The organism is Chryseobacterium sp. RU33C, from assembly GCF_900156015.1.
GTDB lineage: Bacteria > Bacteroidota > Bacteroidia > Flavobacteriales > Weeksellaceae > Chryseobacterium > Chryseobacterium candidae.
This window is the reverse complement of record NZ_FTMT01000010.1, coordinates 132,251-158,311: the sequence shown is the minus strand read 5'-3', so window position 1 is coordinate 158,311 and position 26,061 is coordinate 132,251. Positions and strand designations below refer to the sequence as shown.

The following is a 26,061-nucleotide window of genomic DNA, read 5'->3' as shown; positions in this document are numbered from 1 at the left end:
ATCATAACCGTTGTTTTGTTTGCTGTTCTGTTGAAGTTTATCGCTTTGAATGGAACTTCCTGAGACAAGATACTGTCCGTCAATGGTTGTAGTAATCTGGCTTAGAAAATCCTGGGTAGAGGATTGGATGTCCTTCTGCCATACCACTTCCTGAGCAGATACGCCCAGGGCTGTGCATAAAGTAAATGCACCGAGATAGATTTTTTTCATTCTATGTTTTCTGAGTTAGTAATTAGTTTTTAAAACCATGCTAATTTAATTCTTTTTAAGATGTGAAAATCATATTAATGTGATTTAATGTAAAATATGCTATTTATTATTTTATTTTAATCTGAAGCAAAATTATTTACACGCAACGACAAAGCTCATCGTGTTATTTTATAATTTAAAATATATTTTGATTAATTATTCCTGACTAAATTATTATTGGTTGTTTCAGAGTCAGAGTCAGCAATTTTTTCAAATAATTCAGGGTAGTTGGTTACTAATCCACTTTTATCCACCGAAATTTCAGCTTTAAAATCGGTTTCGATATTTTCATACAGGTATTTATTAACAGCTGTCCGGGTATATTGTTGCTGTCCGGGTCTGATATGATCTTGTAGCACATCAATATACATGACATCAATCTTTTGAGAACTGCTCTCTGAAAGTTTTAAATTATTGATCGGCAGGGTATTGGTGAAAGGAGTGAGAGAAATGTCTATGAACTTGAAATTATTATATTCAGAATGTATAACCCCATTGATTTCCCATTGGTTCTGGTTTCTTTTTCCCGAAAAAATTCTTTTAACCTTATTAATTTCAGATTCGATCAAAAAATCCTGAATAATCCAGTCTTTATCTATGAGAATCCTATAGTCTAAAGCATAGATGTTATTTTCATGACAACCGATGATTTTTGATTCTACCGTATAGTTTTTATCATTGGAAAATAAATTAAAATATTCAAGGGACTGATAATAGATTCCTTTCCAGATCAATGTTTTCATAATGATATTCTTTGATGTATTATTAAGAAATGCAAGTTAATGAATGCTATGGCTGGTTGCAAAAAAGAGCGGTAAAAACCGCCCTCAACAAAATTTTATCTAACAAATATTTTTTACATATAAACGCATCCGCATCCTGTTTCCCATTCCTGGCAAAGACGCATAGGTTCATTGCATCCGGGGTTGCCACCGCCGCCGGACACTCTGTAACAGGTACCGCCACTACAATAATAAGAGCCTGTAGTGGGCGGACAATTACCATCCATGTCACACAATGCATAAGGAGTGTCGCCACCACTGATCAGAACCAGCTGATTTCTCTTGAGCTTTTTCAGGTTTTTCATAGTAATTATTTTTTAATTTGTTGATTACTAATGTATAAAATTTTCAACACACTAACAAGTGTTTTAATGTATTTAGAAAAATTATTCTATATCCAAGGTCATAAAAAGCGCAATTTCCTCTGCATTTTCATATAATCTTGTATTCAGTCCTGTAATATTGAATCCCATTCTTCTGTAAAACTGTATCGCAGGATAGTTCGTATTCTGGGTTTCCAGCTCAATCACTCTGCTGTTTAATTTCCTGGCTTCTTTAATGGCGCTTTTAATCAGCATGATCCCGATTCCCTGTCTTCTGTATTTTTCATTGATCAGGATATTTTCAATATAAAAACTGTTGTTCCATATTCTTTGTTCGCAGATGATCCAGCCTGCAATTTCTCCATCCACATAGGCTCCGAAGGAATTTCCCTGTTCAATGATGGTATTCAATTCTTCAAGATCTTCGGAAGTTGTTTCCCAGATTTTGTTGTATGGTAAAGCTTTTTCTTTCAGAATAAACTCAAAAGAACTTCCAACCTCTATGGAGGATACCACATATCTTATATTCGTTGTATAACCATTATGTCCCCAAGTTAAGGTGGGATCAAAGGTGAGTTTTTGTAATCTTCTTATTTCCAAATCAGTTTGTTTTACGCTTATTGCATTTCAGTACAGATTTCTACAAGGTAGTTGTTGGGATCTTTGATATAAGCTGTTTTTTGTCCCCATGGTTTTATGGCGATATCTTCATAAAGGACGGCTCCGTTTTTTATTGCTTTTTCTACCAAAGCCTCTATATCATCCGTTGTAAACCCCAGTTCCATCCCGAACGGTTTGTCTTCAGTTTTTGCTGTTTTGAATCCTTTTTTAATATTGGAATTAGCCAGGCTCACGGAGGCGAATGACAGACTAGTTTCTCCGGTCAGCAGTTCACCATAATCTTTTTCGGGCGTAATGAATTTTATTTCAGAGCCAAAGGTGTTTTTATAAAAATTCATAGACTGTTCTACATCTTCTACATAGAGAATGACATACTTAAATTTGATCATATGATTGAATTTAAATGGTTTTTTTATTTCTTATTTATAATATATTCTCCGTCTACTATCAGTTCTATATGAGGCCCGAGTAAAGGATACTCTTTAAAGCTTCCGAAATGACCGAAATGAAGAGGGTATTTCTGGGTAAGTTGTCTTACTTTACTCCCAAATGAATTGATGTCAACCTTCTGAAAAGAATCTTTTCTCTGTCGGCCATTGGTGAAAAAGAGCATCAGGTTACAATGATCTTTACAATCGAAATCATTATAGTAAAATACATGGATGTTTTCCTCTCTACATATCGATACTAAGTCATCAATAAGCCTCTGTTTGTATGGTAAAGGAAGATTGCAATCAATTCTGGCAGCATAATTTTCTGCATTACTTTTTTTGAAGTCAGAACCCACCATCTGAATGAAACGGTGTTCTATATTTTTGAATTCTTCCCTTTCCGGAGCAAAACTTTTGGTGGACTGAATGGTAAAAGGAATGCTGAAACCCACGGATAAAGCATTTTCCCGGATTAATAGGTTTTCTATTTCTAATGCAAACTGAAAGTGGAAATCAAAAAGCATATAGTCACCGATATTGATGACGATTTGATTTTCATCGATATTCAGGTGTAAATATGTTCTTTTGAAACCTGATTTTAGCGATTCCAGCTGATGGACAAAATCATCTGTATTTTCCACCTGTATTCTGGCGGTCAATTCAGCTGGGGTATCGGCGTGCCCTCCAAGTCCCGGATAGAATTTGAAAAACTGAAAGTCATATAAATGATCCGGGAATTTGAAATACCAGTATACACCTAAAATCATAAAAGATTGGTTGATAATTGTACAATAATCAAATTTAAATAAAATTTCACACTCCAAAACTTTCAAAACCCTTAAATTTGTCACCAATAAAATTTACTTGGATGCTTAGGAACATTTCAATTGCGGCAGCTACTTTATTCTCCGTAGTTACAATCAATGCACAGAAGAACAGAAATACACAACTTGAAAGGCCTAAATTGGTTGTGGGTCTGGTAGTAGACCAGATGCGTTGGGACTATTTATACCGTTTTTATGGTAAATATGGAAATGATGGTTTCAAAAGACTTTTGAATACAGGATATTCTTTAAATAATGTACATATTCCTTATGTTCCTACCATTACGGCTTTGGGACATACATGTATCTATACGGGATCTGTACCGGCAATTCACGGGATTGCAGGAAACGACTGGACGGATAAAGAAACGGGTAAAGGAGTTTATTGTACTGCAGATGACAGCGTTCAGCCGGTAGGAACTGCCAATATAAAAACGGGAAGCCACTCTCCTAAAAATCTTTGGTCTACCACAGTAACTGACGAATTGAGACTGGCAACAAATTTCCAGGGAAAAGTAGTGGGGGTTTCCTTGAAAGACCGTGCTTCCATTCTTCCAGCAGGACATACTCCAAACGGAGCTTTCTGGTTTGATGACAGTACAGGGAATTTCATTACCAGTACATGGTATATGAATGATCTTCCGCAATGGGTAAAATCATTCAATTCTCAGAATCTTCCTGAAAAATTAGTAGCCAATGGCTGGAATACTTTACTTCCAATCAATGAATATACAGAAAGTGCACCGGACAATTCTCCCTGGGAAGGTTTGCTGGGAAGTGCAAAAACACCTACTTTCCCTTACAGTAATTTAGCAAAAGACTATCAGACTAAAAAAGATAACATCCGTTATACGCCTTTCGGAAATACATTGACATTGAAACTGGCAGAAGCTTCTGTAGAAGGTGAAAAACTGGGTGGAGATAATATCACAGACTTTTTAGCCATCAACCTGGCATCTACAGATTATGCAGGCCATAAATTCGGACCGAATTCTATTGAAGTGGAAGATGTTTATATCAGATTAGATCAGGATCTAGCTGAATTTTTCAAGTATCTTGATTCAAAGGTAGGAAAAGGAGAGTATACCGTTTTCCTTTCTGCCGACCATGGTGGAGCACATTCTGTGGGATTCCTTAAAGAACATAAAATCCCGACAGGTTTCTTCGGAGAAGATGCGGAAAAGAATCTGAACCAGAAACTGAAAGAGAAATTTGGGGCAGATAAACTGGTTAATGCCATTGATAACTACCAGGTTTATTTCGACAGAAAAGTATTGGCAGACAATAAGCTTGAGCTGGATGATGTAAGAAACTTTGCTGTAAAAGAAATTGAGAAAGATCCTGCCGTTTTATATGCTGTTTCTGTAGACAAAGTTCAGGAGTCAAGCATTCCGGAGCCAATCAAACAAAGAATTATTAATGGAATCAACAGACAGAGAAGTGGAGATATCCAGTTAATTTCTCATGACTCTATGCTTCCGCCATATTCTAAAACAGGAACTACACACAGCGTATGGAATTCTTACGATTCTCATATTCCGTTGATCTTTATGGGATGGGGAGTAAAACAGGGAGAAAGCAATAAGGAATATCATATGACAGATATTGCTCCAACAGTATCTTCTCTATTGAAAATTCAGTTCCCAAGCGGAAATGTAGGAAACCCGATTACCGAAGTTATTGGTAAATAATTAATTAAACGTTATTTCATGATATATAGCTGCTTTCAACTGGAAGCAGCTATTTTATTATTCATTTCCCATCAAATTTTGAATCTGGCGTTTTCCTGAGAAAGGATTTCCCGGTCTTAAAAGATACTATCTGTTTCTAATCCCTATTTTTTGGCATATACACATAAAAAACTATCTTTGCAAAAATTTTGGTTTCCAGTATTTTGGAATGAAAAGGGAATCGGGTGTAACTCCCGGACTGTCCCCGCAACTGTAAATCGCAACAAAAGTTTCTGCAAAAAACCACTGTATATAACGGGAAGGTGCAGAATGCGAAAGTCAGGAGACCTGCCAGAGTTGTAATTATAAAAACATATTGCTTTCGGAGGAAAAGTAAAAAGGAATGGATATAAAAAGATCTTTAGTACTGCTTTTTTCATCTTATGGCTGTTTTCTTTTTGGACAAGAGAAAACCATTGACACTATTTATGTCTTCGACAACCAGATGAACAGGGTGAAGCTTTTTCATCCCGTAAAAACAATTTCGGCAGAAGAGGCCGGGAAAAACTCCAGTAACCTTTCAGAACTCCTGAGATTTCAGTCACAGGTTTATATCAAAGAAAACGGGCGTGGTGCTGTTTCTTCCCCTTCTTTCAGAGGAACTACCGCCCAGCAGACTGCATTTGTATGGAACGGAATTAATATCAATTCTAATTTTTTAGGACAAGGAGATATCAATAATATTGCTTTGTTCGGCTATGATCAGATTGGTATAAAAGCTGGTGGTGGAAGTGTAATCTATGGAAGTGGTGCCATAGGGGGAAGTATTCACCTGAATAATACCCTTGATTTTAATAAAGGTTTCCATGGTTCATTATTTTCAGAAGCCGCTTCTTTTAATACCTATAATAATTTTGTAAAAGGTTCTTACAGTAATGATAAGTTCACTTTTAAAGTTTCTGGCAATCACTCAATAAGTAAAAATGATTATCAGGTTGAGGTGGATAAAAGAAAAACTTACAGTAATGATAACGGACAATATTATAATACGAATATCAATATAGCAACAGCCTATAAAATTGCTCCGCATCATCAGATTTCCTGGATATCAGAATTTTTTAATGGGCAACAACATTATCCTGTTCATTTTGGAGATTTGGAAAACAAAACAAAATATGAAACTCAGAATACCCGAAGTTTACTTTCCTGGGATTGGAGTACCATAAAATTTAGTAACTCATTCAAAACAGCCTATACAGAGGAAAATTTCCAGTACTTTGGTAATATTAACGGTGCTGAAACCAGCGGAGGGGTAGGGAAGAATTATATTCTGAAAAATGATTTTAATTATTTTCTGAATTCAAAGTGGAATGTTAATATTATCGGCGAATTTCAAATTAATAAAGGGAATGGAGCAGGTAGTTCAGGAATTGGAAATATTAACAGAAGTGCAGGATCTATTGCAGGATTACTGCGTTATTTTCCAACAAAAGATTTGCGTTTTGAAGCAGGAATCAAGAAAGATTTTGTAGAAGATATCAGCTCTCCTGTTCTGCTTTCTTTTTCAGGAAAATGGGATATTGTAAAATGGTATGATGCTGAATTCAATTTTTCAAGAAACTTCAGAGCACCATCATTTAACGATTTGTATTGGGCTCAGGGAGGTAATATGAATTTAAAACCGGAAACTTCTTACCAATTTGAATTAAGAAACCACTTTAAAATAGGAGACTTCAAACTTTCCGTTACTCCTTATTACATGAATATCCGGGATATGATCCGATGGTTAAGAACTCCTGCCGGATATTATGGAGCTTCAAATACCAATAGAGTAGAAACATATGGACTGGAGTCCCAACTGGAATTTGAGAAAAAACTTGGAAAACATATTTTGAAATCTAATCTTGGATATTCTTATACAAAGTCAACAGATCTTGATATTCAAAAGAAGCTTATGTATGTGCCTCTTCATAAATTTATTGGAAACATAGACTATCAGTATGACTTTGTGAAGGTGTATGTACAAGGGATGTTTAATGGATTAACGTATACAGATTCTAATGAAACCAAGAGTGATGCTTTAGATCCATATTTTGTGATGAATGCCGGTGTCAGTACAACTTTCTTTAAAAATTATACCCTAGGTTTTAAAATAAATAATATTTTGAATGAAACCTATTATACCATGCTTTCTTATCCATTACCTAAACGAAATTATAGTCTCACTTTAAATATCAATTTTTAAAATAAATTAATTATATATGAATATTAGAAAAATTTTATCTCTTGCATTCGCTTCTATGTTACTTTTCAATGTTTCATGCAGCACAGACAGCAGCTATGAAAGTACTGATGATGGAACGCTTAGATTTGACTCCGGAGTGCTTATCTCCAATGAAGGTGGTTTTACCACAACAACTTCTGAAGTTTCCTTTGTAAGCAATGATCTTACTACAGTATTTAATAAGATCTATGGAATGAGTAATAATAAGGAAGACCTGGGGAAAGTCCTTCAGACAATAGGATTCAATGGAAACCTTGCTTATCTGGTATGTAATATTCCTAATAAGATTGACATTGTAGACCGTTATACATTCAAGAAACTGACTACTGTAACGGCTAACCTGGATGGCGCAAGATATATTGCTTTTTCAGGAAACCAATATTATGTAACCAACAATAATTTTGATACTCACAAAAGAAAACTTAATATTTATAATATTTCGGATAACTCCTTTGTAAAAAGTATTGATTTTACAAACGCTGCTGAAAAAGTAGTTGAAGCAAGCGGAAGTATCGTTGTTCAGACTGACGGTGTGGGTTACGACTCAAGCTGGAATCCAATTCCGACAGGATATACTGTAACCGTTGTGAATCCGTCTACAAATGTGGTAAGTTATACGGTAAATCTTCCAAACGTAGGAATTATTAAAGACCTTATCTCATATAAAGGAAATGCTTATGTACTGGTTTCAGACAATACAAATTCATTTATCTATAAGATTAATACGGCAAACGGTACTTATGAAACTACCACTTTGACAGCTATACCTAAAGTTCAGAAGCTTAGAGCTGATAATGACAGATTCTATTTTATCACCGACACCAATAAGATATATACAATGGCTGTTGGATCTACAACAGTTCCAACGACTCCTATTACTACAGCTGTAGGGGATGTATATGGATTCAACGTAATCGATGGTAAAATTTTTGCTGCAGATGCAAATTATAGTACAGATGGTAAAGTGAATGTTTATAATGCCTCTAACGGTATTTTACTGAAAAACTTTACTGCAGGAATTGGAACAAATGGATTCTATAAAAACTAAATACTACGCTTCCGCGTATATCTTATAATTTTTTATTTTTTCATCATTTGTGTTTTTTTTCGACCGGTTTCGAAGAAACCGGCCGGCTTTGTTTTATATTTTGAATACGAAAAAGCCCGGCGGGATGGAACATCCCGCCGGGCTTTTTCGTATTTGTATTGAATTAGATTGTCAGTCCCAATTTTTTTGCTTCAGCAATAACAAATTTTGTCGCTTCTTCTTTTTCATTAGGAATTTCACCCTCAAGAATAGCTTCTTTCACTTTCTCTTTCAGGATACCAATTTCACGGCCCGGTTTAAGATTAAACATTTCCATAATCTCTTCTCCGGTGATGGGCGGCTGGAAATTTCTTACCTGATCCTTTTCTTCTACTTCTTTGATTTTTACCGCTACATATTCAAAGTTTCTTTTGAATTTCTCCTGCTTTTTAGGATTTTTAGTGGTAATATCTGCCTTGCAAAGCGTAAAAAGATCTTCCAGATTTTCTCCGGCATCAAATAAAAGCCTTCTCAACGCAGAATCTGAAGCATCATCAGTAATCAAAGCAATTGGTCTTGATGAAAGCTTTACCATTTTCTGCACATATTTCATATCACTTCCCAAAGGTAATTTTAATCTTTGAAAAAGCGTTTTTACCATTTTTGAACCTAAAAATTCATGTCCGTGAAATGTCCATCCCGTTCCTTCTACAAACTTTTTAGTTGGAGCTTTTCCTATATCATGGAGTAGAGCAGCCCAGCGAAGCCAAAGATTATCTGTATTCACAGAAATATTATCTACAACTTCCAGGGTGTGATAAAAGTTGTCCTTATGGGTTTGTCCTTCTACTTCTTCTACGCCTTTCAGTTCGATTAATTCAGGAATAATCAGTTTCATAAGACCGGTTTGTTCCATCAGTCTCAGTCCGATAGATGGTTTTTCAGAAAGCATGATTTTATTGAATTCCACCATGATTCTTTCCATAGAAACAATCTTGATTCTTTCTGCTTCCTGCTGGATAGCTTTCAGAGAGTCTTCCTCGATTTTAAAATTTAAAGTAGAAGCAAAACGCACTGCTCTCATCATCCTCAAAGGATCATCAGAATAGGTTTGCGCCGGTTCTAAAGGTGTTCTTAAAATCTCATTTTCAAGATCTCCGACTCCGTTAAACGGATCAATCAGTTCTCCGAAATTATTTTTATTTAAAGAAATAGCCATCGCATTGATGGTAAAATCTCTTCTTTTCTGGTCATCTTCCAAGCTTCCGCCTTCCACTTCCGGCTTCCGGCTGTTTTCTGTATAGCTTTCCTTTCTTGCTCCCACAAACTCAAGTTCAAGTTCTTTATACTTGATCATGGCCGTGCCATAAGTTTTGAATACAGAAACCTTTAATTTAGGATCTATATCCTGAGCTACGTTCTGAGCAAGCTCAATACCGCTTTGTTCCGTTACAAAATCTATATCCGTAGAAGCTTTTCTGTTCATCAGAAGGTCTCGTACATAACCGCCCACAATGTATACGGACTGGTTATTCCTTTCTGCTGCTTCAGAAATGATTTTAAATAGTTTTAAATTCTTATTTTGATTAAGATTAATTTTCATCGTTAATAATAGTGACAATTTCTACGTATGTTACCCATTAATCATAATGAGCATACATTCTACTAATTTTTCCCTCTTCATTAAAAAACATGACTTCAACAGCATGTTTATTCATAATCGACTTATAAAATAATGCTGCCGAATCTACTCCCGCAGTGGAATGTATCAGATCAAAATGAAGATCCGGAAATTTATCCAATGCTTTTCTCCAGTATTCACGAACTGCCTCTTTTCCTTTTAAAGAGCTTTCTTTACCGCCGGTAGCCAGTGCGATCATAGGAGTGGTGATCTCAATATCATCCGAATAATGGGAAAGTATATCCTCCAGATCATGAGAATTCCATGCATTAATCCACAGTTGAGCAAATTCATGATGATCCATAGCAAATAGTTTATGAGTTGAGTTTGCAAAGATAGAATTAAAAAAAAGAAATCCTGCCGATATAAACTGACAAGACTCTAAAAAATTAACATAAAAGTTCAGAATTCTTATTCTCTAAGAACTTTTATCCTGTTGTCATTCCATATTTTGATTACTGATGAACCTGAGTATTTTGAAACCTTTTCTCTGTCTTCTTCCACTGCGTAATCTACAAGGCTGATCATCTCCTCAGAAATATCGGAGAATTTTAGCGGACTTTTCTCCCCACTGAAATTGGCAGAAGTAGATACTAAAGGTCTGTTCAGTTTTGTAATCAGTTTTTTACAGAAATCATTTTTTACCAATCGGATTCCGATGCTTCCGTCTTCTGCAAGAAGTTCTTTGGGTAAACCTCTGGGGTTTTCATAAACAATCGTTACCGGCTTTTCACTCAGATCAATAATTTCCCATGCCATTTCAGGAACATCCACCAGATCCTGTAGTCTTTTTTCAGATTCTACAAGGATAATCATGGATTTGTTTTTTTCACGCTTTTTGATGTCAAAAATTTTATTGACAGCTTCTATATTGGTAGCATCACAGCCAATTCCCCATATTGTATCTGTAGGGTAAAGAATGGTTCCGCCGGATTTTAATATTTCAATAATATGTTCCATAATTGTATGTGAATTCAATCAGTGGATAAAGGTAGAAAATCTATGAATTTCAGGCAAAAAATAAGGATATAAATGTGGTTTGTCAGTTTGATGATTATAACAAAATACAAAGATTATAATCCGTGAAAAAATGAATTAAAATAAGTTGTACGCTTAATAGGCTCAATATAATCAGGATGCAGTATTTTTTTTAAATCTTTTTTGGTAAGATGTTGTGAAATCAAGACAGGAAAATTTGATTTTGAACCTTCTTTAATTAAAGTATAAAGAATAGCATTGTTTTTAAAAAATACAATGGTTGTCTGTTCATAATCTTTACCTAAACTGTAGAGATCAGTCGGTTCATTAAGGAAAATCAGGTTACCTGAAATCATTGAAATTCTATGATGATGTTTTTTTCCATACTCAATGATTCTGCTTTTAGCTTCTTCTTTGGGAATTTCAAATTTAATTTCTTTTAAATGTTTTTCGGTGTATTTACAATACAGAACATATATGCTAAGGATAAATAAACTTATAAGAATTGCACACTCGAAGCTATTATTAAGAGAAAAATCTACTTCTTTTAATAACAGCAGAGAAGCTCCTGCCAATGCTGAAAATCCAAAATAGATCGAGATGGCATCAAACTTATCGTATGAACTTTCTTCAAAAATTAATTTTTCAGTTTGAATACTCTCTGTGATCTTTAAGTTTTTTAGTGATCTCATTGGAAATTAGGATGATATTTTAGGGTTGTTAAGTTTAGATTTTATGGATAAATATAATGAGCCAACTATTAAAAATGTAATAGAAGCTATCCACAAAAAATAACCTGTTTCCAAGCTGTATATTCTTCCCATTCTTCCATTTTCTGCAGCCAGAATTTCCTTCCAGAAAAAAAATGTTCCAGCAATGAAAAAAGCTATTGTAGCCAATATCAAAGAAATTAAAAAATATTTTTTATAACAGAATATCACTGCAATAGAGAACCAAATATTAGCTGTCCATACCAGAAATTCAAATAAGCCCCCGCCTAAAAAGCTAATCGGACCTATAAGAAAAGTTTCAAATGATTTATAATTTTTAATCTCTCCCATATCTTCAACTTTAAAAGCGTTAAAACAAAGAGATAGGATAAAAATTAACAGGCTGATAAGAGTAATTCGTTTTCCTACATCCATCCCAATTTCGATAAATACCTTTCCTCAATAATATTCAGGTGGTGATAATTGTGACCTACAATAAGCTTTCCGATGGTTTCTACCGTAATTTCATGGCCATTGGCTGTACCTGTATTTTGTAGAGCAGAAGGTTGAAGCGTTTCCAGTAGAATCTGAGAAGATTTTCTTACCAGTTTGTATTCCTCCAGAAGAGACTCAAGAGTTCTTTCACTGGCAAAAGATTGGTCTGCATATTCATTCTCGTCAAATCCCGGAAGGTTGTTTTTTTCTCCTCTTGCGAAAGCTAATATTCTGTACTGGAAAACTCTTTCTGTATCGGATAAGTGGAGTAGAAGTCCTTTCAATGTCCATTTTCCTTCTGCATAAGAAAAATTAGATTGTTCTTCGGTAAGATTGGAATAAATTCCAATGGTTTTGTCGGCAGATATCTGCAGTTCGTTGATCCAGTTTCCTGATGGAATCTGATCTAAGTATCTTTGAATATATTTTTGAAAGTCGGTCATATCATTTTTTCTTTTTGGGGTACGGGTTTTCTAGTTTCTAGATTCGGCATAGTGAGTGTAATGTATAAATTACTTATTACTCATTGCTCATGATTAGTCCACTCGTAGAAATTTACGGAGTCATACAGTTCAAAGCCACAGGCTGGATAAAGCTGATTTCCGATATCATTGCTTTTTCCTGTTTCTAAAAGAATACCACATGCTTTTGATGAACGGCAGTGTTCTTTAGATTCTTCAATCAGCTTTTTAGAATAGCCTTTTCCTCTGTGGTTTATATTGACGTAAAGGTCGTTCAACAGCCAGTAACGCTGCATTCTTGTAGATGAAAATATGGGATATAGCTGTACAAAGCCTGTCAGGATTCCGTTTTCTTCTGCAACAAAAATTTCGGAGTCCTTATTTTCCAGTCTTTCCTGAAGAAAATTGGCAGCTGCGGGAATATCTGATGTTTTATGATAAAATATTCTGTACTGATCAAACAATTCCGCCAGTTGTGGTAAGTCGGAAAGAACAGCTTTTCTTGTATTTTTCATAGTATTGGCGGTGTTATAATAAAATGAGAAAGATGATGTAATCCTTCTCATTTTAATGTATGGTATGTTAAGAAAAAGCTTTCTCAAGATCTGCAATAAGATCTTCTGCATCCTCAATACCTACGCTTAAACGAACAAGGTCATCGGTGATTCCCAGTTCAGCACGTTTTTCTGCGGGAATTGAAGCATGTGTCATCAAAGCAGGATGATTGGCCAGAGATTCTACTCCTCCTAAAGATTCTGCTAAGGTGAATACTCTTACTTTTTCCAGGAATTTGATCGCATCTTCTTTCTTTCCTGATTTGAAAGTGAATGACACCATTCCTCCGGATTCCTTCATCTGAGATTTTGCCAATGCATATTGAGGGTGAGATTCCAATCCCGGATAAATTACTTTATCTACCGCCGGATGAGTTTCCAAATATTTTGCTACTGCAAGACCGTTATCAGAGTGTCTCTGCATTCTCAATGCCAATGTTTTGATTCCTCTCAATACCAGGTAAGAATCGTGAGGTCCCAAAATACCACCACTTGCAAACTGGATAAAGTGAAGCTTTTCTCCCAGCTCAGCATCTTTAGCAATAAGAGCTCCTGCAATCACATCGGAGTGTCCTCCTAAATATTTTGTTGCAGAATGCATTACAATGTCAGCTCCCAAATCAATAGGTCTCTGGATATAAGGCGTAGCAAAAGTATTGTCTACAGCTACTAAAATATCTTTTCCTTTTGCAATATCTACAACCGCTTTGATATCTACTAATTTCATCAAAGGATTAGTTGGAGTTTCTACCCAGATCAGTTTTGTTTTATCCGTGATAACATCAGCAATTTTAGAAGTATCGTCAAAATTCACGAAGGTAAATTTCAGCTGGTATTTTTCAAAAAGTCTGGTGAACATTCTGTAAGTTCCTCCGTAAAGATCATCTACAGCAATCACTTCATCACCTGGATTTAATAATTTCAAAACACAGTCGATCGCAGCAAGACCAGAACCGAAAGCTAAACCTCTCGCTCCGTTTTCAATACTTGCCAAAGAATCCTCTAATGCCTGTCTTGTAGGATTAGCAGCTCTTGAATATTCATATCCGGAATGTATTCCCGGGCTTTTCTGTGCAAACGTAGAGGTTAAAAATACAGGTACATTTACAGAACCAGTTGCAGACTCGTGGTGCTGCCCTCCATGAATTACTTTTGTGTTAAAATTCATAATTTTTTGCTTTAGGCTTTGAACATTAAGCAGATATATCTATTGATTAATGTTCATTGTTTTTAATAAAAGTTGCTCTAGCTGAATGCAAAAAGCTTACCGCTTACTGCCTCCTGCTTATTGCAATTGTATTTTTTACTTAATAGCAGATTTTACCGCAAATTCTTCTGCAATTTCCTCCATCCACTGCGCTACATCCTCTTCTCCGGTTGCTCTCTGATACGTGCTTCCTAAAGATATTAAAATCTGGTGGATAAACATCTTCATCTGGTCTACAGGCATTTCCTTGGTCCAAAGATCAATTCTTAATGCTTCTCTTGTTTTATCATCCCATACGGAAATCATGGTAGCTTTGGTATCTTGTTTTTCTATACCACCATCCTGAGCATTCCATGTAATATTTTCCGGTACGTGATTTTCATCAAGCTCAACATCTATCGTAATCTGAGTCTTTCTCATTTTTCTATTTTTTCTAAATTCTAAAATTTTCTTTATTTAAGTTTCGGTTTATAACCGGATTGATTAAAAATTGTGGTAGCATCCATTTTCAGGAACTCTGTTAACTTCGTTTCAGGTTTTTCCTTAAGATATGCTTTACAGATCTGCCATCCTGTAAAAATCCCGATTTGCGGGGAAGATTCATTGTCGATTTCTGTATAAAACTTCGAGAATGGTCCGGGTGAAATAAAACGTTCTCCCAGTCTAGGATCATCGCCGAAGATCAGATTACTTTCTACAAAATAATTCCAGATATTCGCCTCATTACCGGCAGCCCATTCATATTGCTTCTGAGTATAATTCATTTTCAGATAATCAGGCGTATCCGGAAGAAAAGCATCCTGAAGAATCATTACTTTTCCGTTCAGAATAATCTGATCAATGAATTTCTGATGATCAGGAGATTCTGTGACAATATTTTCTGCAAAAAGCTGTGATACCTTCGGAACAATATTCTGCGGGTTCATCGATTTTTGAAAATACAGCTCCAGTCCTTTATAATTGGGATTTCCATCACCCATAAAACCAGTAACATCTATAAATAAGAGATTCCCTTTTTCATCATAAAATATCGGATCCTGAACCATCTGTAGGGCAGATGAAAACAGATATACTTTGGGATTTTTAAATTGTGGGAAATAATACTTGATGTGCGAAAATAAACTCTGAAGCTCATTTTGCAGCTTTGTCTGATCTATTTTTCCAATAGCTTCCTTGTAGATTTTTATCTCTTCAGCATCCGCTCTTCTTTTTCCAAAATCAGCATCAGAAACACTTCCCTGAAACCACGGGAACTTAGCTTTAAACTGATCCAGAGGAATATCCGGATTGTAAAATTCTTTGGAAATATCTGTGATGTCAACTTTTTGGGCAGTTTGTTTTACTTCTACCTTCCATTGATTTTCAGGTTCTTTTTTGCAGGAAATAAGTCCGGCAGCTAAAAGAGAAGAAAGTGCAATATATCTAAAAATCTTCATTATTTTTACATGGAATTTAAGTTTACAAAAATAAGGATTAAATACACAATTAATGATGAAAATAAAAATATTTACAACCGTTTGCCTTATTTCAGGACTTCCTTTTTTCTATGGACAAACACTTGAATTTAAAGATAAAAACTTTGAAAAAGCAGTACTCGAAAATTTTGACGTGAATAAAAACGGAGTGCTTGAATCCACTGAAGCTGGTATGATTACGAATCTGTTTCTTGTTAAAAAGGGAATTACTACCACAGAAGATCTGCATCTTTTTAAAAATGTAAAAATGATTGTCCTTGATGATAATATGATCCCGAATATTGTAGTAAACAATCTTGATCAGCTGGAATTGTTTTCGTGCACACAATGTAAAATATCCTCATTCAAAGCAGAAAACCTGAAAAATTTAACCTCATTATACCTGGATAATAACCTGTTGGAAAGTATTTCGCTGACAGGAATTCCAAAAATTGATCAATTAACATTATCTTTAAATCAATTAAAAACAATAAATCTGCTTCAGTTTAAAGTATTAAGAAAACTGAATGTAGAACATAATAAGCTTCAGCAAATTGATATTTCCGGTAATTCTGCCTTACAAACCCTTAATATAGCAGGGAATAAGATAAGAAAAACAGATATAAAAAAAAGCACAAAAGCAGAGGTGACCATTTTTGGAGCTGAAGAATAAAACTAATAATTATGAAAATAGAAACTGAACGACTTATTTTAAGAAAGCTCGAAGATGATGATTTTGAACGCGTATTTCTGCTGGATTCCAATCCTGAAGTCATGAAATACATTGGTGTACCGGTTTTGAAGGATATCAATGAATCAAAAAAGGTCATCAGCATGATTCAGAAACAGTATGAGGAAAATGGAGTCGGAAGATTTGGAGTGGTGGAAAAAGAAAGCGGACTTCTGATAGGTTGGAGCGGGTTGAAATTACTTACCCATGAAACCAATGGGTACAAAAATGTATTGGAACTGGGATACCGTTTTCTGCCGGAATCATGGGGAAAAGGGTATGCTACGGAATCTGGAAAAGCTTCTCTGGAGTATGGTTTTAATGATCTTAATGCAGAAGTTATTTATGCGTATGCTCATTCCGAACATGATGCTTCCAACCATATTTTAAGAAAATTAGGATTTGAAAAAACCAGTGAATTTGAAGAACCTGACGGAATTTGCTTCTGGTACGAACTGAAGCGGGAAAACTATAATAAAAAATGATAACAGTATAACAGGAAGAGAAAAAGACGACCAAACAGATTTTTCAATTGGCAGAAGAAGCTTTCATAGAAATGAAACCTGCGAGATTGCCGTGCATATTCTCTTTACAAAAAAACAAGTAATTTTGGAATTTCTTTTCCATTCGATATTCCGGAAGAAAACGGAATGGCTGTAGAATTGGTAAAAGACAGATTAAAAGATAAAAAAAGAGGAGCGAATACCCTCATGAATTTGAAATAGACTAAAAAAATAAACGATGCAGACACAAAAAGTAATAGATCACATTGTAAACTGGTTAAAGGATTATGCTACAAATGCCAAAGTAAAAGGATATGTAATTGGAGTTTCCGGAGGAGTAGATTCCGGAGTTGTTTCTACTTTAGCGGCAATGACAGGCATGAAAACATTACTGATCGGAATGCCGATCCGCCAGAAAGCCGATCAGGTAGATCGTGCGCAGGATCATATGAATGACCTTAAATCCAGATTTCCCAATGTAGAAACAATCTCTGTTAATCTGACCCCGGCCTTTGAAGAGATCTATAAAACCTTTCATGTACATGATGAGGTATATCCCAATGAGAATTTGACCTTTGCCAACACAAGAGCACGTCTTAGAATGCTTACACTTTATTATTACGGACAGCTGAACGGGCTTCTGGTATGTGGAACAGGAAACAAAGTGGAAGATTTCGGAATTGGTTTCTATACAAAATATGGAGATGGCGGAGTAGATGTGTCACCCATTGCAGACCTTTATAAAACTGAAGTATATGAACTTGCGAAAGGATTGAATCTGATCAAAAGCATTCAGGAAGCCATTCCTACCGATGGACTTTGGGATACGGAAAGAACAGATGAGCAGCAGATTGGTGCTACTTATCCGGAACTGGAAAAAATCCAGAAAGAATATGGAACTAAAACTGCTGATGATTACGAAGGACGGGATAAAGAAGTATTCCTGATTTTCGACAGAATGCATAAGGCTGCAAAACATAAAATAGATCCTATTCCGGTTTGTGATATTCCTGAAGAATGGAGAGCATAGAAATCATATTACATTAAATTACAGCTATGAACGGAAAAATAAGATCTGTTTTTTTTATATGTCTGGGACTTCTTTTCGGAATGTCTGTGATGTATGTCTACAGAAATTTTATTGAAGATAAAAAAGATCAGTCAGATTCTGTAAAAAAAGAAACAGTAAGTTACGGAAGTGCTTCTTCGGAGGGAAATTCCTCTGCTCAGGTTTCTATAGATCAGCTTACGGAAGAAAAAACGGTGATCAGCTATGTAAAACAAAATCATAAGCTGCCGGATTATTATATCACTAAAAATGAAGCCAGAAAACAGGGGTGGAATCCTTCCCAAGGAAATCTTTGTGACGTACTTCCAGGAAAAGCAATTGGCGGAGATCAATTCGGAAACAGGGAAAAACGTTTGCCGGATGGCGAAAAATACTTTGAAGCAGATGTAAATTACCATTGCGGTGGAAGAAATGCTGACCGTATCATCTACACCCAGAATGGCGATGTGTATCTTACCAAAAACCATTATAAAAGTTTTGAAAAGCAGTAGTGTCCTTGCGAGGAACGAAGTGAAGAAGCAATCTCTATAAAAGAATCAAAGATGAAAGCAGGATTTGTCTACATCATGACAAATAAAAACCACACTACTCTTTATACAGGAGTGACTTCAAATCTGCCCAAACGTGTTCAACAGCATAAGGAGTCCTGTTATTCTCAAAGTTTTACTTCAAGATATAATTTGTATATACTTGTCTATTGGGAATCCTTTCAGGAAATAGGGGATGCTATATTTAGAGAAAAACAAATAAAAGCAGGTTCCAGACAAAAGAAGTTAGATTTGATAAACAGTATAAATCCTGATTGGAAAGATCTTACGGACGACATTCAACATATTTTAGATGTTTTTTGAGATTGCTTCGTCGCTTTTGCTCCTCGCAATGACCAATGTATAATTTGCATTGTAATTATTATAAATCTTAATTTTGAAAAATTATAACCTTTTTTACTTTACTATCATTCTATTTATGATACTTTCATGTTCGGAAAAGAAAAATGTAGTAAAGGAAAAAGCAGCAAAACCAGCCGTAACAATACTCATTCAGCCGTTTAAAGATATTCAACCGGAGAGTATAGAAAAAGTAACGGAAGGAATAAAGAAAGTATATCCGAATGTAAAAGTTCTGGATGCGATAGAATTTCCTGAAAATACTTATTATAAAGAGAGAAGCCGGTATAGAGCCGATTCAATCATTAAGTTTTTGAATAACAAAACAAAAGAAGGCTTTGTTACAATTGGTTTGACAGCGAAGGATATCAGTGCTACCAGAGGAACGATCAAAGACTTTGGAATCATGGGGTTGGGGTATAGACCTGGAAAAGCTTGCGTGGCTTCAAATCTCAGACTGAATAAAGAAAACCGGGATGAGCAGTTTTATAAAATAGCCATTCATGAGCTGGGACATACTCAGGGGCTGCCACATTGCCCGGAAAAAATGTGTTTTATGAGAGATGCAGAAGGCAAGAATCCTACCAATGAAGAAACGGATTTCTGCAAAAAATGCAAAACTTTTTTAATCAATAAAAATTGGAAATTTAATTCAATATGAAGACAGTATATATAGATTTTACAGACATAGGTGACTATGAAGATTTTTACACCCAGCTAAAGGAGAAAGTTGAGCTTCCTGAGCATTTCGGTGATAATCTTGATGCCCTTTTTGATACGATCACCGGAGATATGGAAATGCCGCTCCATTTAGAATTCGTCAACATGACTGTAGATCAGCTTGAGATATTTGAAGATCTTCTGACAACGCTGGAGGATGCGGAAGAAGAAATTGAAGACTTTAGTTTCAGCTATTATCTCGAGCAGTACGAAGACGAAGATGACGATGTAGAATCTGAAAAAGAATAAAAAAATAAGGGTTGTCCCAATACAGGAGACAGCCTTTTTTATGCTGATCCTTATTCTATAGTATTCAAATCTTTATTCTTTAACATACAAACCTAACAGGTTTCCAAAACCTGTCAGGTTTCTTATCTTATTTAACTGTAAGATTTATTTAGGACTAGTCGATGTGAACTTTTTGTTTCACACCCTGTCAGCGCTTAAAAATCAAGTTTTACTTGGTTACAAAAACGTAGAGTCAAAATAGAAAGGAAGAAGGTCTTTCACTGCATGCACTTTTACAACCTCTTCATTCATACTTGAAAAATAAAGATCAATGTTTTCATTCTGTTTGGTTTCATACTCAATTAAACTCTGGCGGCATGCTCCACAAGGAGGAATCGGAGGGTTTTTCTCATGAAACTCTTTAGGACCTCCAACTACAAAAATCTTTTTTATTTTCATATTTGGAAAATTGGCAGCTACCCAAAAAACAGTTGTTCTTTCCGCACAGAGTCCGGACGGATAAGCTGCATTTTCCTGGTTGTTACCGGAATAGATTTCTCCGTTTTCCAATAAAACGGAACATCCTACCAGAAATTGAGAGTAAGGCGCATAAGCATTCTCACGAGCCTCTTTGGCTCTTTCAAATAATTGTTTCTCTATATCGCTCAGTTCGCTGCTATTTTTAAAATATTCGTAACCGATCTGTATGTCTTTTTTCATATATTGTCGACTAAAAAAGGGGGGTAAAAGTAGTTCTTTTTAATGAAGTGGGCAATATTTTATTCTCCCGGCAAAAGTTCAATTTTTTTAAGATTAAAAAAATGTTATACACACCAATAAAATTCAGAAATATAGAGTTGAAAAACAGATGGGTAATGTCACCTATGTGTATGTATTCATGTGAAAACGGAGAAGCTAACGACTTCCATTTTGTACACTATGGAAGCCGGTCACAGGGCGGTACAGGTCTTTTGATTGTAGAAGCTACAGGTGTAGAACCCAAAGGAAGAATTACCAATCACTGCATGGGAATCTGGAATGATGAGCAGGCAGAAAAATTACAGAGAATTGTTGAGTTTGTACACAGAAATTCAGAAAGCAAAATAGGAATTCAGCTGGCTCATGCCGGAAGAAAAGGGTCAACATGGAATAATATACAGATTTCTGTAGAAGAAGGCTGGGAAACGGTGGCGCCAAGCCCTATTCCTTATCATCCCACAGAAAGAATTCCCCATACGCTAACGGCCGATGAGGTAAAAGAACAGGTTCAGAATTTTAAAAAAGCAGCCAGAAGAGCGGTAGAAGCTGGTTTTGATGTTATTGAAATTCATGGTGCTCACGGATATCTGATTCATCAGTTTTTGTCGCCGCTATCCAATATCAGAACAGATGAATATGGCGGAAGTTTTGAAAACAGGATCAGATTTCTGATCGAAATTGTAGATGCTGTTAATGAAGAACTGAATGAAAACACAGCCCTTTTTGTAAGAATTTCAGGAACGGAATATGCTGATAATGGCTGGGATATTCAGAGCAGTGTTGAGCTGGCAAAAATTCTAAAAGAACATGCCGTAGATCTTGTAGATGTATCCAGTGGTGGAAATATTCATGGAGCGAAAATCCCGGTTTTTGATGGCTATCAGGTTCCTTTTTCATCCAAGGTGAGAAATGAGGCTGAAGTGAAGACAGGAGCTGTAGGATTGATTACCAAGGTAGAACAGGCCGAAGAGATTCTTCAGAAAGGGGATGCTGATCTTATTTTCGTAGCAAGAGAAATTCTGAGAAATCCTTATATTGCTGTTCAGGGATCTTTTGAAATGAAAGAAGGCTGCTTTTTCCCACATCAGTATACCAGAGCCAAAATCTCTACTTAATGATCACAAATAATCTGTAAAACAACAGAAATGGATATCAATGATTTCATGCTTACCTGCCCCAGTAAAAAATTTCTAGGGGTAGAATGTCTGGGCTGTGGTGCGCAGAGAGCAATCGTATTGGTATTTGAAGGAAAGTTTTCAGAAGCCTTTCAAATGTATCCGGCTGTATACACCTTATTGTTATTCTTTTTGATCCTTGGGGTTAGCTTTATCGATAAAAAAAGAAAATACAGTAATATTTTAATGATTATGGTGGTTGTTAACCTGATTATTATGGTGATTGGGTATCTGTATAAACATTATTAACTATAAAAGTTAAAAATAAGTATTTGATTGTGAACTGCTTTTGTGTTTTGATTTTTTGTTCAACAGTATGTAGGAAAATTTTAATAAAAAATATGATTTATTAGATTAATATTCCCGAATTGTTTTATTGTGTAGAATTTTAAAATGTCGTAGAACTACTACAATTTCTGAAACAGTGCCCTAAAAACTTTTTAAATTAGAACATGACCTTTATCTTTGTTGTATAAATCCTATATCAGGGAACAGTCGTTAATGATTAAAATGTAAGAATATGGCAGGAAATTCAAGAGGAATCTTAAAATTCAATGGAGGTGAAGGTCAGAAGTTGTTAAAGCTTAACTATAGCGTGTCAAGATCTACAGATGTTTCAGGACGTGTAGCATCTGACCCGTCAAACGCATTGATTAAAGTAACCATTGAAGCAACAGAAAAATCTGATGTTTTGGAAAGTTTATTAAACAGCAAATATAAACCAACAAGCGGAGAAATCAACTTTAATAAATCTCACGAAGAAGGAACACTGATCTCTTTGAAGTGGGAAAACGGATATGTGATCCAGCATGAAGTAGACTTCGATGCCATTGATAGCAATAATATGCTGATCAGTTTTGTAGTAAGTGCTGAAAGCATTACGTATGGAAATTCATCCTATGACGGACTTTGGCCAATGAGCTAAGTCTTTCATGAGCTAGAAATAAAAGACTGTCCTTACAAGACGGTCTTTTTTTACCTAAAACTATATTCTGCAGGATCTTTTGTTTTTAATTTTTAAACTCTCCTTCTGTAGAATAATCTTTTAGAAAACTAATCAAATCACTAAAAATATGTCAAATACACCTGGAAACTCACAAGCGACGTCTTTTCGTCCGACGCAGAATGCAGATGGTATTTCCGAAAACCATCACACAGGTATCAACCGTCTGGTAAAGCTTTCTCTTGTCATAGAAGGGAAAATTATCAAGTACTATAAGCATTTCAAGCTTAAGCAAAGTACCAGACGGCATCACGAATTTACGCTGACACTGGCACATGATACCTTGGGAGGCAGACAGACCCATTCTTTGGAAGAAGCTAATAAATTCCTTGGGAAACGACTTACAGCTGTTATTTCCTATAAAGATATTGACAACAGCCCGGAACGAACTTTTGTGGGAGTGATTACCGGAGTAGGATTCAGTCAGGAACATATGAGTCTGGGAAATATTGTGCTTACAGGCTACAGCCCAACCATCCTTCTTGACGGTGCACCACATATCCAGAGTTTTGGAGGCAGTCAGTCGGTTAACGTAGGAATTATTGCCGAAGAAGTAATCAAACAGGGAATTGATAAAAGCCGGTTCGATGTAAGAGTAGATGCCAATAATTTTTCCCAGATCATCTACAGCAGCCAGTATAACGAAACCCATTATAACTATCTGGCAAGAATGGCTGAAGCCTATGGTGAGCAGTTTTATTATGACGGTGAAGTTTTACATTTCGGAAAACTTCCTGCTCAGAACAAAGCAATTACCCTTACTTACGGAAGCAGCGCCAATGATATAAAAGTTGAATTGAAAGCTGTACATACAAAGCCTCAGTTCTACGGCTACAACAGTAATAAAAATGAAAGACTGACATCAGGTTCTACACCCATAAAACACGTAAGTGACCTTGCAAAAACAGCATACAGTCATAACGAAACTATTTATAAGACTCCGGCTCTGCAGATGGCTCCCATTAAAGCCACTACACATTTGGATGTGGAGTACTCGCAGAAAAGTGCATCCGGAAGTGAAGCTGTTAATGTTTTTTCTGTTTCAGGAAATACAACAGTTCCTTTCCTTCATCCAGGTTGCGTAGCAGATGTCCAGATGCGTAAACAGGATTCTAATGAAACCTCTTATTTCACAAGGATAATGATTACAGAAGCAGAACATGAGATTGATACCATAGGCCATTACAAAGGAAGCTTCGTAGGAATAGCTGCAGATACAGGGTTTCTTCCAAAACCGGAATTCACTGTTCCGAAGGCTGAACCACAGACTGCCACTGTAATTTCCAATACAGATCCGGAAGGACAGGGAAGAATACAGGTAAGATTTGACTGGCAGACCAATGATACCACTCATTTTATCCGTATGATGAGCCCTGATGCCGGAGGAACAGATCAGATTACCCAAAACCGTGGCTATGTAGCCATTCCCGAAGTGGGAGATCAGGTGATGGTCAACTTTGTGCACAGCCATCCGGACAGACCTTTCGTAATGGGAGGAATGTTCCATGGAGGAGTGGCATTAGGAGGAGGTGTTAACAATCATCTGAAATCTATTCAAACCAGAAGCGGAATCAGGATTCTGATGAATGATGAAGAAGGAAGCGTAACCATTCTTGATCCAAGCGGAAATACTTATTACATGGACGGACAAGGGAATATCAGCATGAAAGCTCCTAAAAACTTTACTTTAAATGCAGGCGACAACATCAATATCACCGCAGGAAAAGAAATATCAATAGGAGCAGGAGCAAGTATAACCAGTACTGCGAATGACAATATTATTTCCATTGCAGGGAAGGATATGAAACTTACGGCTTCGGGAGACATTACCGAAACATCCGACACCAGAACGGAAATGATTGAAAAAGAATTCAAAAGACAGTCCGAAACATCCAACGAAATTGCAGGTGAAATTTCCATGTTCAGCGAACTGGAAAATATGACCATGCAGAGCGGAAAGATTGTAGAATTCAACAGTGCTGAAAAATCAAAACTTTTCTGATATGGCGATCATCAAAACAGCAACCAATCTGCGCATAACAGTTAAAGATTCTTATCATCTGAGCGTAGGAAAAAAGGTGGAGAAAATAGCAAAGAAAATCAATGTGGAGGCACACAGAGATAATCTGGTTTTAGCAAGTAACAAGAAGATTATGTCCCATGGCCATAAGTAAATATAACCTGCTGATCCTTTTTATATGGTGTTTTTCATTAACGAATTGTCAGAATAAAAAAATGGAAGAAAAGTACAGCTGGCTGGGAACCGTTTCCGCCCCGCAGGAATACCCGATGGAAGTATATGAAGGAGCTATTGTTGCCGATGGTTTTACTTACAGCTTTGATGCCATCTGGGGAACACAGAATACAGGATGGGGAAAAGAAGGCGGTACCATGAACGTCAATACCGAAAGAATGAGTGCTCCTCATGAACTGGAATTTACATGGTATTCTTTGGTGGAAAATAAATTCTACACCGGAAAATGGAATCTGGATAAAGAAAAGATAAAAAGCCTTTTTGATGAAGGGTTTGTTGATCAGGATACGAAAAAGAAAGCCACTTATAATTCCTTCGTGGTAGGATTAGCTCCGCAGGGAAGAGTAGTGCTTTGGATGAAAGGTCCCGGAAACCAGAAAGAAGTAGGAGCTTTCCAGGCTCATGATACAATTATCACCAAAGAAAAAGCCTACGATAATGCTCAGTACATGCTGAAAGAAGGATTTGCAGAAAGAATGCTCAAAGACCCGTCTTACAAGACATTCAAGCCGGAAGTTCGTGAGAAAATTGAAAAAGAAGGCTATCCGCCAGCAGATATTTATAACGTATACAGAGAAAAATACAACTGGAAACCTTCCGTGATTCTTCCTGAAGGAGCTGCATGGATAGATTTCGGTTTTACCAATTATAACGGTGAGCAGGAAAATCTTTTTGATCAGAGCTTAAAAGACAATACTTACAAAAGCAGGGCTATACCAAAATTCTGCGGTTTTTATTGGAAAGATAAAAACAACAACAGATATGCAGTATGGATAGACGCTTTTGATGACAAAGAAATATTTGATCTGTTTCAGAAATCAGGAAAAGACAAAAATATTGATCTGACCATTAAAGTCAATGAAGATAACACAAAGGTTTTGGTATCCCTTGAGTCTGAAAAAGAGAAGTTTCCGGTAACCAAAGCAAAAATAAGGGTATCTAAAAAGATAGAATGATAGGTTTCACTCAGTCAATTTAAAAA

32 protein-coding genes, 1 pseudogene and 1 riboswitch are annotated in these 26,061 nt (G+C 36.0%); of the genes and pseudogenes, 16 read left to right on the top strand and 17 right to left on the bottom strand.

The genetic code is table 11. From position 1 onward, the window contains the following. From BW946_RS10625 to BW946_RS10600, 6 genes and pseudogenes are all read right to left on the bottom strand, one after another. Positions 1-210 (bottom strand): annotated as a pseudogene (locus BW946_RS10625) (T9SS C-terminal target domain-containing protein); the annotation flags it as partial. A 191-nt stretch (positions 211-401) separates the two neighbouring features. Next, positions 402-992 (bottom strand): putative glycolipid-binding domain-containing protein, encoded by a 591-nt coding sequence (locus BW946_RS10620; protein ID WP_076596158.1) that lies wholly within the window; start codon positions 990-992, stop codon positions 402-404. 113 nt (positions 993-1,105) lie between these two features. Beyond that, positions 1,106-1,336, bottom strand: coding sequence for a hypothetical protein (locus BW946_RS10615; protein WP_076596157.1), 231 nt, complete (start codon positions 1,334-1,336; stop codon positions 1,106-1,108). A gap of 81 nt (positions 1,337-1,417) precedes the next feature. Continuing rightward, complete coding sequence (locus BW946_RS10610; RefSeq protein ID WP_076596156.1) at positions 1,418-1,954, bottom strand: GNAT family N-acetyltransferase; 537 nt, start codon at positions 1,952-1,954, stop codon at positions 1,418-1,420. 17 nt (positions 1,955-1,971) lie between these two features. Continuing rightward, a complete protein-coding gene (locus BW946_RS10605; protein ID WP_076596155.1) occupies positions 1,972-2,364 on the bottom strand; it encodes a VOC family protein in 393 nt (130 codons plus the stop codon). A 23-nt stretch (positions 2,365-2,387) separates the two neighbouring features. Next, positions 2,388-3,173 carry a hypothetical protein gene (locus tag BW946_RS10600; RefSeq protein ID WP_076596154.1) on the bottom strand — a complete coding sequence of 262 codons (786 nt, stop codon included), beginning with the start codon at positions 3,171-3,173 and terminating at the stop codon, positions 2,388-2,390. Positions 3,174-3,274: 101 nt separating this feature from the next. On the opposite strand from BW946_RS10600, the gene pafA reads away from it, so the two are divergent. The 3 genes from pafA to BW946_RS10585 all read left to right on the top strand — a co-directional run bounded on the left by pafA (position 3,275) and on the right by BW946_RS10585 (position 8,232). Next, the gene (pafA, locus tag BW946_RS10595) at positions 3,275-4,921 is read left to right on the top strand and encodes an alkaline phosphatase PafA (RefSeq protein ID WP_076596153.1); all 1,647 of its coding nucleotides are present in this window, start codon (positions 3,275-3,277) and stop codon (positions 4,919-4,921) included. Between the two features lie 172 nt (positions 4,922-5,093). Then, a riboswitch (cobalamin riboswitch) is annotated at positions 5,094-5,271 on the top strand. Between the two features lie 32 nt (positions 5,272-5,303). After that, the gene (locus BW946_RS10590; protein WP_076596152.1) at positions 5,304-7,145 is read left to right on the top strand and encodes a TonB-dependent receptor plug domain-containing protein; all 1,842 of its coding nucleotides are present in this window, start codon (positions 5,304-5,306) and stop codon (positions 7,143-7,145) included. Between the two features lie 16 nt (positions 7,146-7,161). Continuing rightward, a complete protein-coding gene (locus BW946_RS10585) occupies positions 7,162-8,232 on the top strand; it encodes a hypothetical protein (RefSeq protein ID WP_076596151.1) in 1,071 nt (356 codons plus the stop codon). A gap of 163 nt (positions 8,233-8,395) precedes the next feature. Here the strand turns inward: BW946_RS10585 and BW946_RS10580 are convergent, their stop codons facing one another. The 10 genes from BW946_RS10580 to BW946_RS10535 form a co-directional block, all read right to left on the bottom strand. Then, positions 8,396-9,814 (bottom strand): CCA tRNA nucleotidyltransferase, encoded by a 1,419-nt coding sequence (locus tag BW946_RS10580; protein WP_076596150.1) that lies wholly within the window; start codon positions 9,812-9,814, stop codon positions 8,396-8,398. Positions 9,815-9,851: 37 nt separating this feature from the next. Then, on the bottom strand, positions 9,852-10,196 hold the full coding sequence (locus tag BW946_RS10575) for a nuclear transport factor 2 family protein (RefSeq protein WP_076596149.1): 345 nt from the start codon (positions 10,194-10,196) through the stop codon (positions 9,852-9,854). Positions 10,197-10,303: 107 nt separating this feature from the next. Next, positions 10,304-10,852, bottom strand: a complete 549-nt coding sequence (locus tag BW946_RS10570; protein WP_047378653.1) for an L-threonylcarbamoyladenylate synthase — start codon at positions 10,850-10,852, stop codon at positions 10,304-10,306. Between the two features lie 113 nt (positions 10,853-10,965). After that, positions 10,966-11,562, bottom strand: a complete 597-nt coding sequence (locus tag BW946_RS10565; RefSeq protein ID WP_076596148.1) for a hypothetical protein — start codon at positions 11,560-11,562, stop codon at positions 10,966-10,968. 6 nt (positions 11,563-11,568) lie between these two features. Next, positions 11,569-12,015 carry a hypothetical protein gene (locus BW946_RS10560; RefSeq protein WP_076596147.1) on the bottom strand — a complete coding sequence of 149 codons (447 nt, stop codon included), beginning with the start codon at positions 12,013-12,015 and terminating at the stop codon, positions 11,569-11,571. Further along, entirely contained in the window at positions 12,006-12,518 is a 513-nt protein-coding gene (locus tag BW946_RS10555) for a DinB family protein (RefSeq protein WP_076596146.1), read from the bottom strand. Before BW946_RS10555 ends, BW946_RS10560 begins: the two co-directional genes overlap by 10 nt. An 80-nt stretch (positions 12,519-12,598) precedes the next feature. Further along, the gene (locus tag BW946_RS10550) at positions 12,599-13,051 is read right to left on the bottom strand and encodes a GNAT family N-acetyltransferase (protein WP_076596163.1); all 453 of its coding nucleotides are present in this window, start codon (positions 13,049-13,051) and stop codon (positions 12,599-12,601) included. Between the two features lie 67 nt (positions 13,052-13,118). After that, positions 13,119-14,261, bottom strand: a complete 1,143-nt coding sequence (locus tag BW946_RS10545) for a cystathionine gamma-synthase (RefSeq protein WP_262484566.1) — start codon at positions 14,259-14,261, stop codon at positions 13,119-13,121. A 132-nt stretch (positions 14,262-14,393) separates the two neighbouring features. Beyond that, positions 14,394-14,717: a gliding motility protein GldC gene (gldC, locus tag BW946_RS10540; protein ID WP_076596144.1), complete on the bottom strand. Its 324-nt coding sequence runs from the start codon at positions 14,715-14,717 to the stop codon at positions 14,394-14,396. 32 nt (positions 14,718-14,749) lie between these two features. Beyond that, entirely contained in the window at positions 14,750-15,733 is a 984-nt protein-coding gene (locus tag BW946_RS10535; RefSeq protein ID WP_083688849.1) for a gliding motility lipoprotein GldB, read from the bottom strand. A gap of 52 nt (positions 15,734-15,785) precedes the next feature. On the opposite strand from BW946_RS10535, the gene BW946_RS10530 reads away from it, so the two are divergent. The 7 genes from BW946_RS10530 (at position 15,786) to BW946_RS10500 (ending at position 19,909) form a co-directional block, all read left to right on the top strand. Next, entirely contained in the window at positions 15,786-16,424 is a 639-nt protein-coding gene (locus tag BW946_RS10530) for a leucine-rich repeat domain-containing protein (RefSeq protein WP_076596143.1), read from the top strand. Positions 16,425-16,435: 11 nt separating this feature from the next. Beyond that, entirely contained in the window at positions 16,436-16,966 is a 531-nt protein-coding gene (locus BW946_RS10525) for a GNAT family N-acetyltransferase (protein ID WP_076596142.1), read from the top strand. A 256-nt stretch (positions 16,967-17,222) separates the two neighbouring features. Next, positions 17,223-18,014 carry an NAD(+) synthase gene (gene nadE, locus BW946_RS10520; RefSeq protein WP_076596141.1) on the top strand — a complete coding sequence of 264 codons (792 nt, stop codon included), beginning with the start codon at positions 17,223-17,225 and terminating at the stop codon, positions 18,012-18,014. A 26-nt stretch (positions 18,015-18,040) separates the two neighbouring features. Further along, positions 18,041-18,544, top strand: a complete 504-nt coding sequence (locus tag BW946_RS10515) for a ribonuclease domain-containing protein (protein WP_076596140.1) — start codon at positions 18,041-18,043, stop codon at positions 18,542-18,544. A gap of 51 nt (positions 18,545-18,595) precedes the next feature. Further along, positions 18,596-18,904 (top strand): GIY-YIG nuclease family protein, encoded by a 309-nt coding sequence (locus BW946_RS10510; protein ID WP_076596139.1) that lies wholly within the window; start codon positions 18,596-18,598, stop codon positions 18,902-18,904. 115 nt (positions 18,905-19,019) lie between these two features. After that, entirely contained in the window at positions 19,020-19,601 is a 582-nt protein-coding gene (locus BW946_RS10505; protein WP_139325995.1) for a Zn-dependent protease, read from the top strand. Continuing rightward, a complete protein-coding gene (locus tag BW946_RS10500; RefSeq protein ID WP_076596137.1) occupies positions 19,598-19,909 on the top strand; it encodes a barstar family protein in 312 nt (103 codons plus the stop codon). Before BW946_RS10505 ends, BW946_RS10500 begins: the two co-directional genes overlap by 4 nt. A gap of 216 nt (positions 19,910-20,125) precedes the next feature. Here BW946_RS10500 and BW946_RS10495 read toward each other — a convergent pair whose 3' ends face one another. Continuing rightward, a complete protein-coding gene (locus BW946_RS10495) occupies positions 20,126-20,608 on the bottom strand; it encodes a cytidine deaminase (RefSeq protein ID WP_076596136.1) in 483 nt (160 codons plus the stop codon). A gap of 101 nt (positions 20,609-20,709) precedes the next feature. Between BW946_RS10495 and namA the strand changes: the two genes are divergently transcribed. The 6 genes from namA (at position 20,710) to BW946_RS10470 (ending at position 26,035) form a co-directional block, all read left to right on the top strand. Beyond that, entirely contained in the window at positions 20,710-21,762 is a 1,053-nt protein-coding gene (gene namA / locus BW946_RS10490; RefSeq protein WP_076596135.1) for an NADPH dehydrogenase NamA, read from the top strand. A 30-nt stretch (positions 21,763-21,792) separates the two neighbouring features. Continuing rightward, on the top strand, positions 21,793-22,071 hold the full coding sequence (locus BW946_RS10485) for a DUF2752 domain-containing protein (protein ID WP_076596134.1): 279 nt from the start codon (positions 21,793-21,795) through the stop codon (positions 22,069-22,071). Positions 22,072-22,342: 271 nt separating this feature from the next. Beyond that, entirely contained in the window at positions 22,343-22,747 is a 405-nt protein-coding gene (tssD, locus tag BW946_RS10480) for a type VI secretion system tube protein TssD (RefSeq protein ID WP_002977458.1), read from the top strand. 148 nt (positions 22,748-22,895) lie between these two features. Next, a complete protein-coding gene (locus BW946_RS10475; RefSeq protein WP_076596133.1) occupies positions 22,896-24,827 on the top strand; it encodes a type VI secretion system Vgr family protein in 1,932 nt (643 codons plus the stop codon). Position 24,828: 1 nt separating this feature from the next. Next, positions 24,829-24,999, top strand: coding sequence for a hypothetical protein (locus BW946_RS21410; protein ID WP_156106421.1), 171 nt, complete (start codon positions 24,829-24,831; stop codon positions 24,997-24,999). A gap of 61 nt (positions 25,000-25,060) precedes the next feature. Then, positions 25,061-26,035 (top strand): DUF2931 family protein, encoded by a 975-nt coding sequence (locus tag BW946_RS10470; RefSeq protein ID WP_262484565.1) that lies wholly within the window; start codon positions 25,061-25,063, stop codon positions 26,033-26,035. The last annotated feature ends 26 nt before the right edge of the window (positions 26,036-26,061 follow it).

What these genes read in the sequence shown, in the direction of transcription:
- BW946_RS10525 (WP_076596142.1), top strand. Translation starts at nt 16,436, where the DNA reads ATGAAAATAGAAACTGAACGACTTATTTTAAGAAAGCTCGAAGATGAT.
- BW946_RS10515 (WP_076596140.1), top strand. Translation starts at nt 18,041, where the DNA reads ATGAACGGAAAAATAAGATCTGTTTTTTTTATATGTCTGGGACTTCTT.
- BW946_RS10495 (WP_076596136.1), bottom strand. Translation starts at nt 20,608, where the DNA reads ATGAAAAAAGACATACAGATCGGTTACGAATATTTTAAAAATAGCAGC.
- BW946_RS10615 (WP_076596157.1), bottom strand. Translation starts at nt 1,336, where the DNA reads ATGAAAAACCTGAAAAAGCTCAAGAGAAATCAGCTGGTTCTGATCAGT.
- tssD (WP_002977458.1), top strand. Translation starts at nt 22,343, where the DNA reads ATGGCAGGAAATTCAAGAGGAATCTTAAAATTCAATGGAGGTGAAGGT.
- BW946_RS10575 (WP_076596149.1), bottom strand. Translation starts at nt 10,196, where the DNA reads ATGGATCATCATGAATTTGCTCAACTGTGGATTAATGCATGGAATTCT.
- nadE (WP_076596141.1), top strand. Translation starts at nt 17,223, where the DNA reads ATGCAGACACAAAAAGTAATAGATCACATTGTAAACTGGTTAAAGGAT.
- BW946_RS10475 (WP_076596133.1), top strand. Translation starts at nt 22,896, where the DNA reads ATGTCAAATACACCTGGAAACTCACAAGCGACGTCTTTTCGTCCGACG.
- BW946_RS10555 (WP_076596146.1), bottom strand. Translation starts at nt 12,518, where the DNA reads ATGACCGACTTTCAAAAATATATTCAAAGATACTTAGATCAGATTCCA.
- gldC (WP_076596144.1), bottom strand. Translation starts at nt 14,717, where the DNA reads ATGAGAAAGACTCAGATTACGATAGATGTTGAGCTTGATGAAAATCAC.
- BW946_RS10510 (WP_076596139.1), top strand. Translation starts at nt 18,596, where the DNA reads ATGAAAGCAGGATTTGTCTACATCATGACAAATAAAAACCACACTACT.
- pafA (WP_076596153.1), top strand. Translation starts at nt 3,275, where the DNA reads ATGCTTAGGAACATTTCAATTGCGGCAGCTACTTTATTCTCCGTAGTT.
- BW946_RS10560 (WP_076596147.1), bottom strand. Translation starts at nt 12,015, where the DNA reads ATGGATGTAGGAAAACGAATTACTCTTATCAGCCTGTTAATTTTTATC.
- BW946_RS21410 (WP_156106421.1), top strand. Translation starts at nt 24,829, where the DNA reads ATGGCGATCATCAAAACAGCAACCAATCTGCGCATAACAGTTAAAGAT.
- BW946_RS10550 (WP_076596163.1), bottom strand. Translation starts at nt 13,051, where the DNA reads ATGAAAAATACAAGAAAAGCTGTTCTTTCCGACTTACCACAACTGGCG.
- BW946_RS10505 (WP_139325995.1), top strand. Translation starts at nt 19,020, where the DNA reads ATGATACTTTCATGTTCGGAAAAGAAAAATGTAGTAAAGGAAAAAGCA.
- BW946_RS10565 (WP_076596148.1), bottom strand. Translation starts at nt 11,562, where the DNA reads ATGAGATCACTAAAAAACTTAAAGATCACAGAGAGTATTCAAACTGAA.
- BW946_RS10590 (WP_076596152.1), top strand. Translation starts at nt 5,304, where the DNA reads ATGGATATAAAAAGATCTTTAGTACTGCTTTTTTCATCTTATGGCTGT.
- BW946_RS10600 (WP_076596154.1), bottom strand. Translation starts at nt 3,173, where the DNA reads ATGATTTTAGGTGTATACTGGTATTTCAAATTCCCGGATCATTTATAT.
- BW946_RS10605 (WP_076596155.1), bottom strand. Translation starts at nt 2,364, where the DNA reads ATGATCAAATTTAAGTATGTCATTCTCTATGTAGAAGATGTAGAACAG.
- BW946_RS10470 (WP_262484565.1), top strand. Translation starts at nt 25,061, where the DNA reads ATGGAAGAAAAGTACAGCTGGCTGGGAACCGTTTCCGCCCCGCAGGAA.
- BW946_RS10585 (WP_076596151.1), top strand. Translation starts at nt 7,162, where the DNA reads ATGAATATTAGAAAAATTTTATCTCTTGCATTCGCTTCTATGTTACTT.
- BW946_RS10620 (WP_076596158.1), bottom strand. Translation starts at nt 992, where the DNA reads ATGAAAACATTGATCTGGAAAGGAATCTATTATCAGTCCCTTGAATAT.
- BW946_RS10580 (WP_076596150.1), bottom strand. Translation starts at nt 9,814, where the DNA reads ATGAAAATTAATCTTAATCAAAATAAGAATTTAAAACTATTTAAAATC.
- BW946_RS10535 (WP_083688849.1), bottom strand. Translation starts at nt 15,733, where the DNA reads ATGAAGATTTTTAGATATATTGCACTTTCTTCTCTTTTAGCTGCCGGA.
- BW946_RS10485 (WP_076596134.1), top strand. Translation starts at nt 21,793, where the DNA reads ATGGATATCAATGATTTCATGCTTACCTGCCCCAGTAAAAAATTTCTA.
- BW946_RS10500 (WP_076596137.1), top strand. Translation starts at nt 19,598, where the DNA reads ATGAAGACAGTATATATAGATTTTACAGACATAGGTGACTATGAAGAT.
- BW946_RS10530 (WP_076596143.1), top strand. Translation starts at nt 15,786, where the DNA reads ATGATGAAAATAAAAATATTTACAACCGTTTGCCTTATTTCAGGACTT.
- BW946_RS10570 (WP_047378653.1), bottom strand. Translation starts at nt 10,852, where the DNA reads ATGGAACATATTATTGAAATATTAAAATCCGGCGGAACCATTCTTTAC.
- namA (WP_076596135.1), top strand. Translation starts at nt 20,710, where the DNA reads ATGTTATACACACCAATAAAATTCAGAAATATAGAGTTGAAAAACAGA.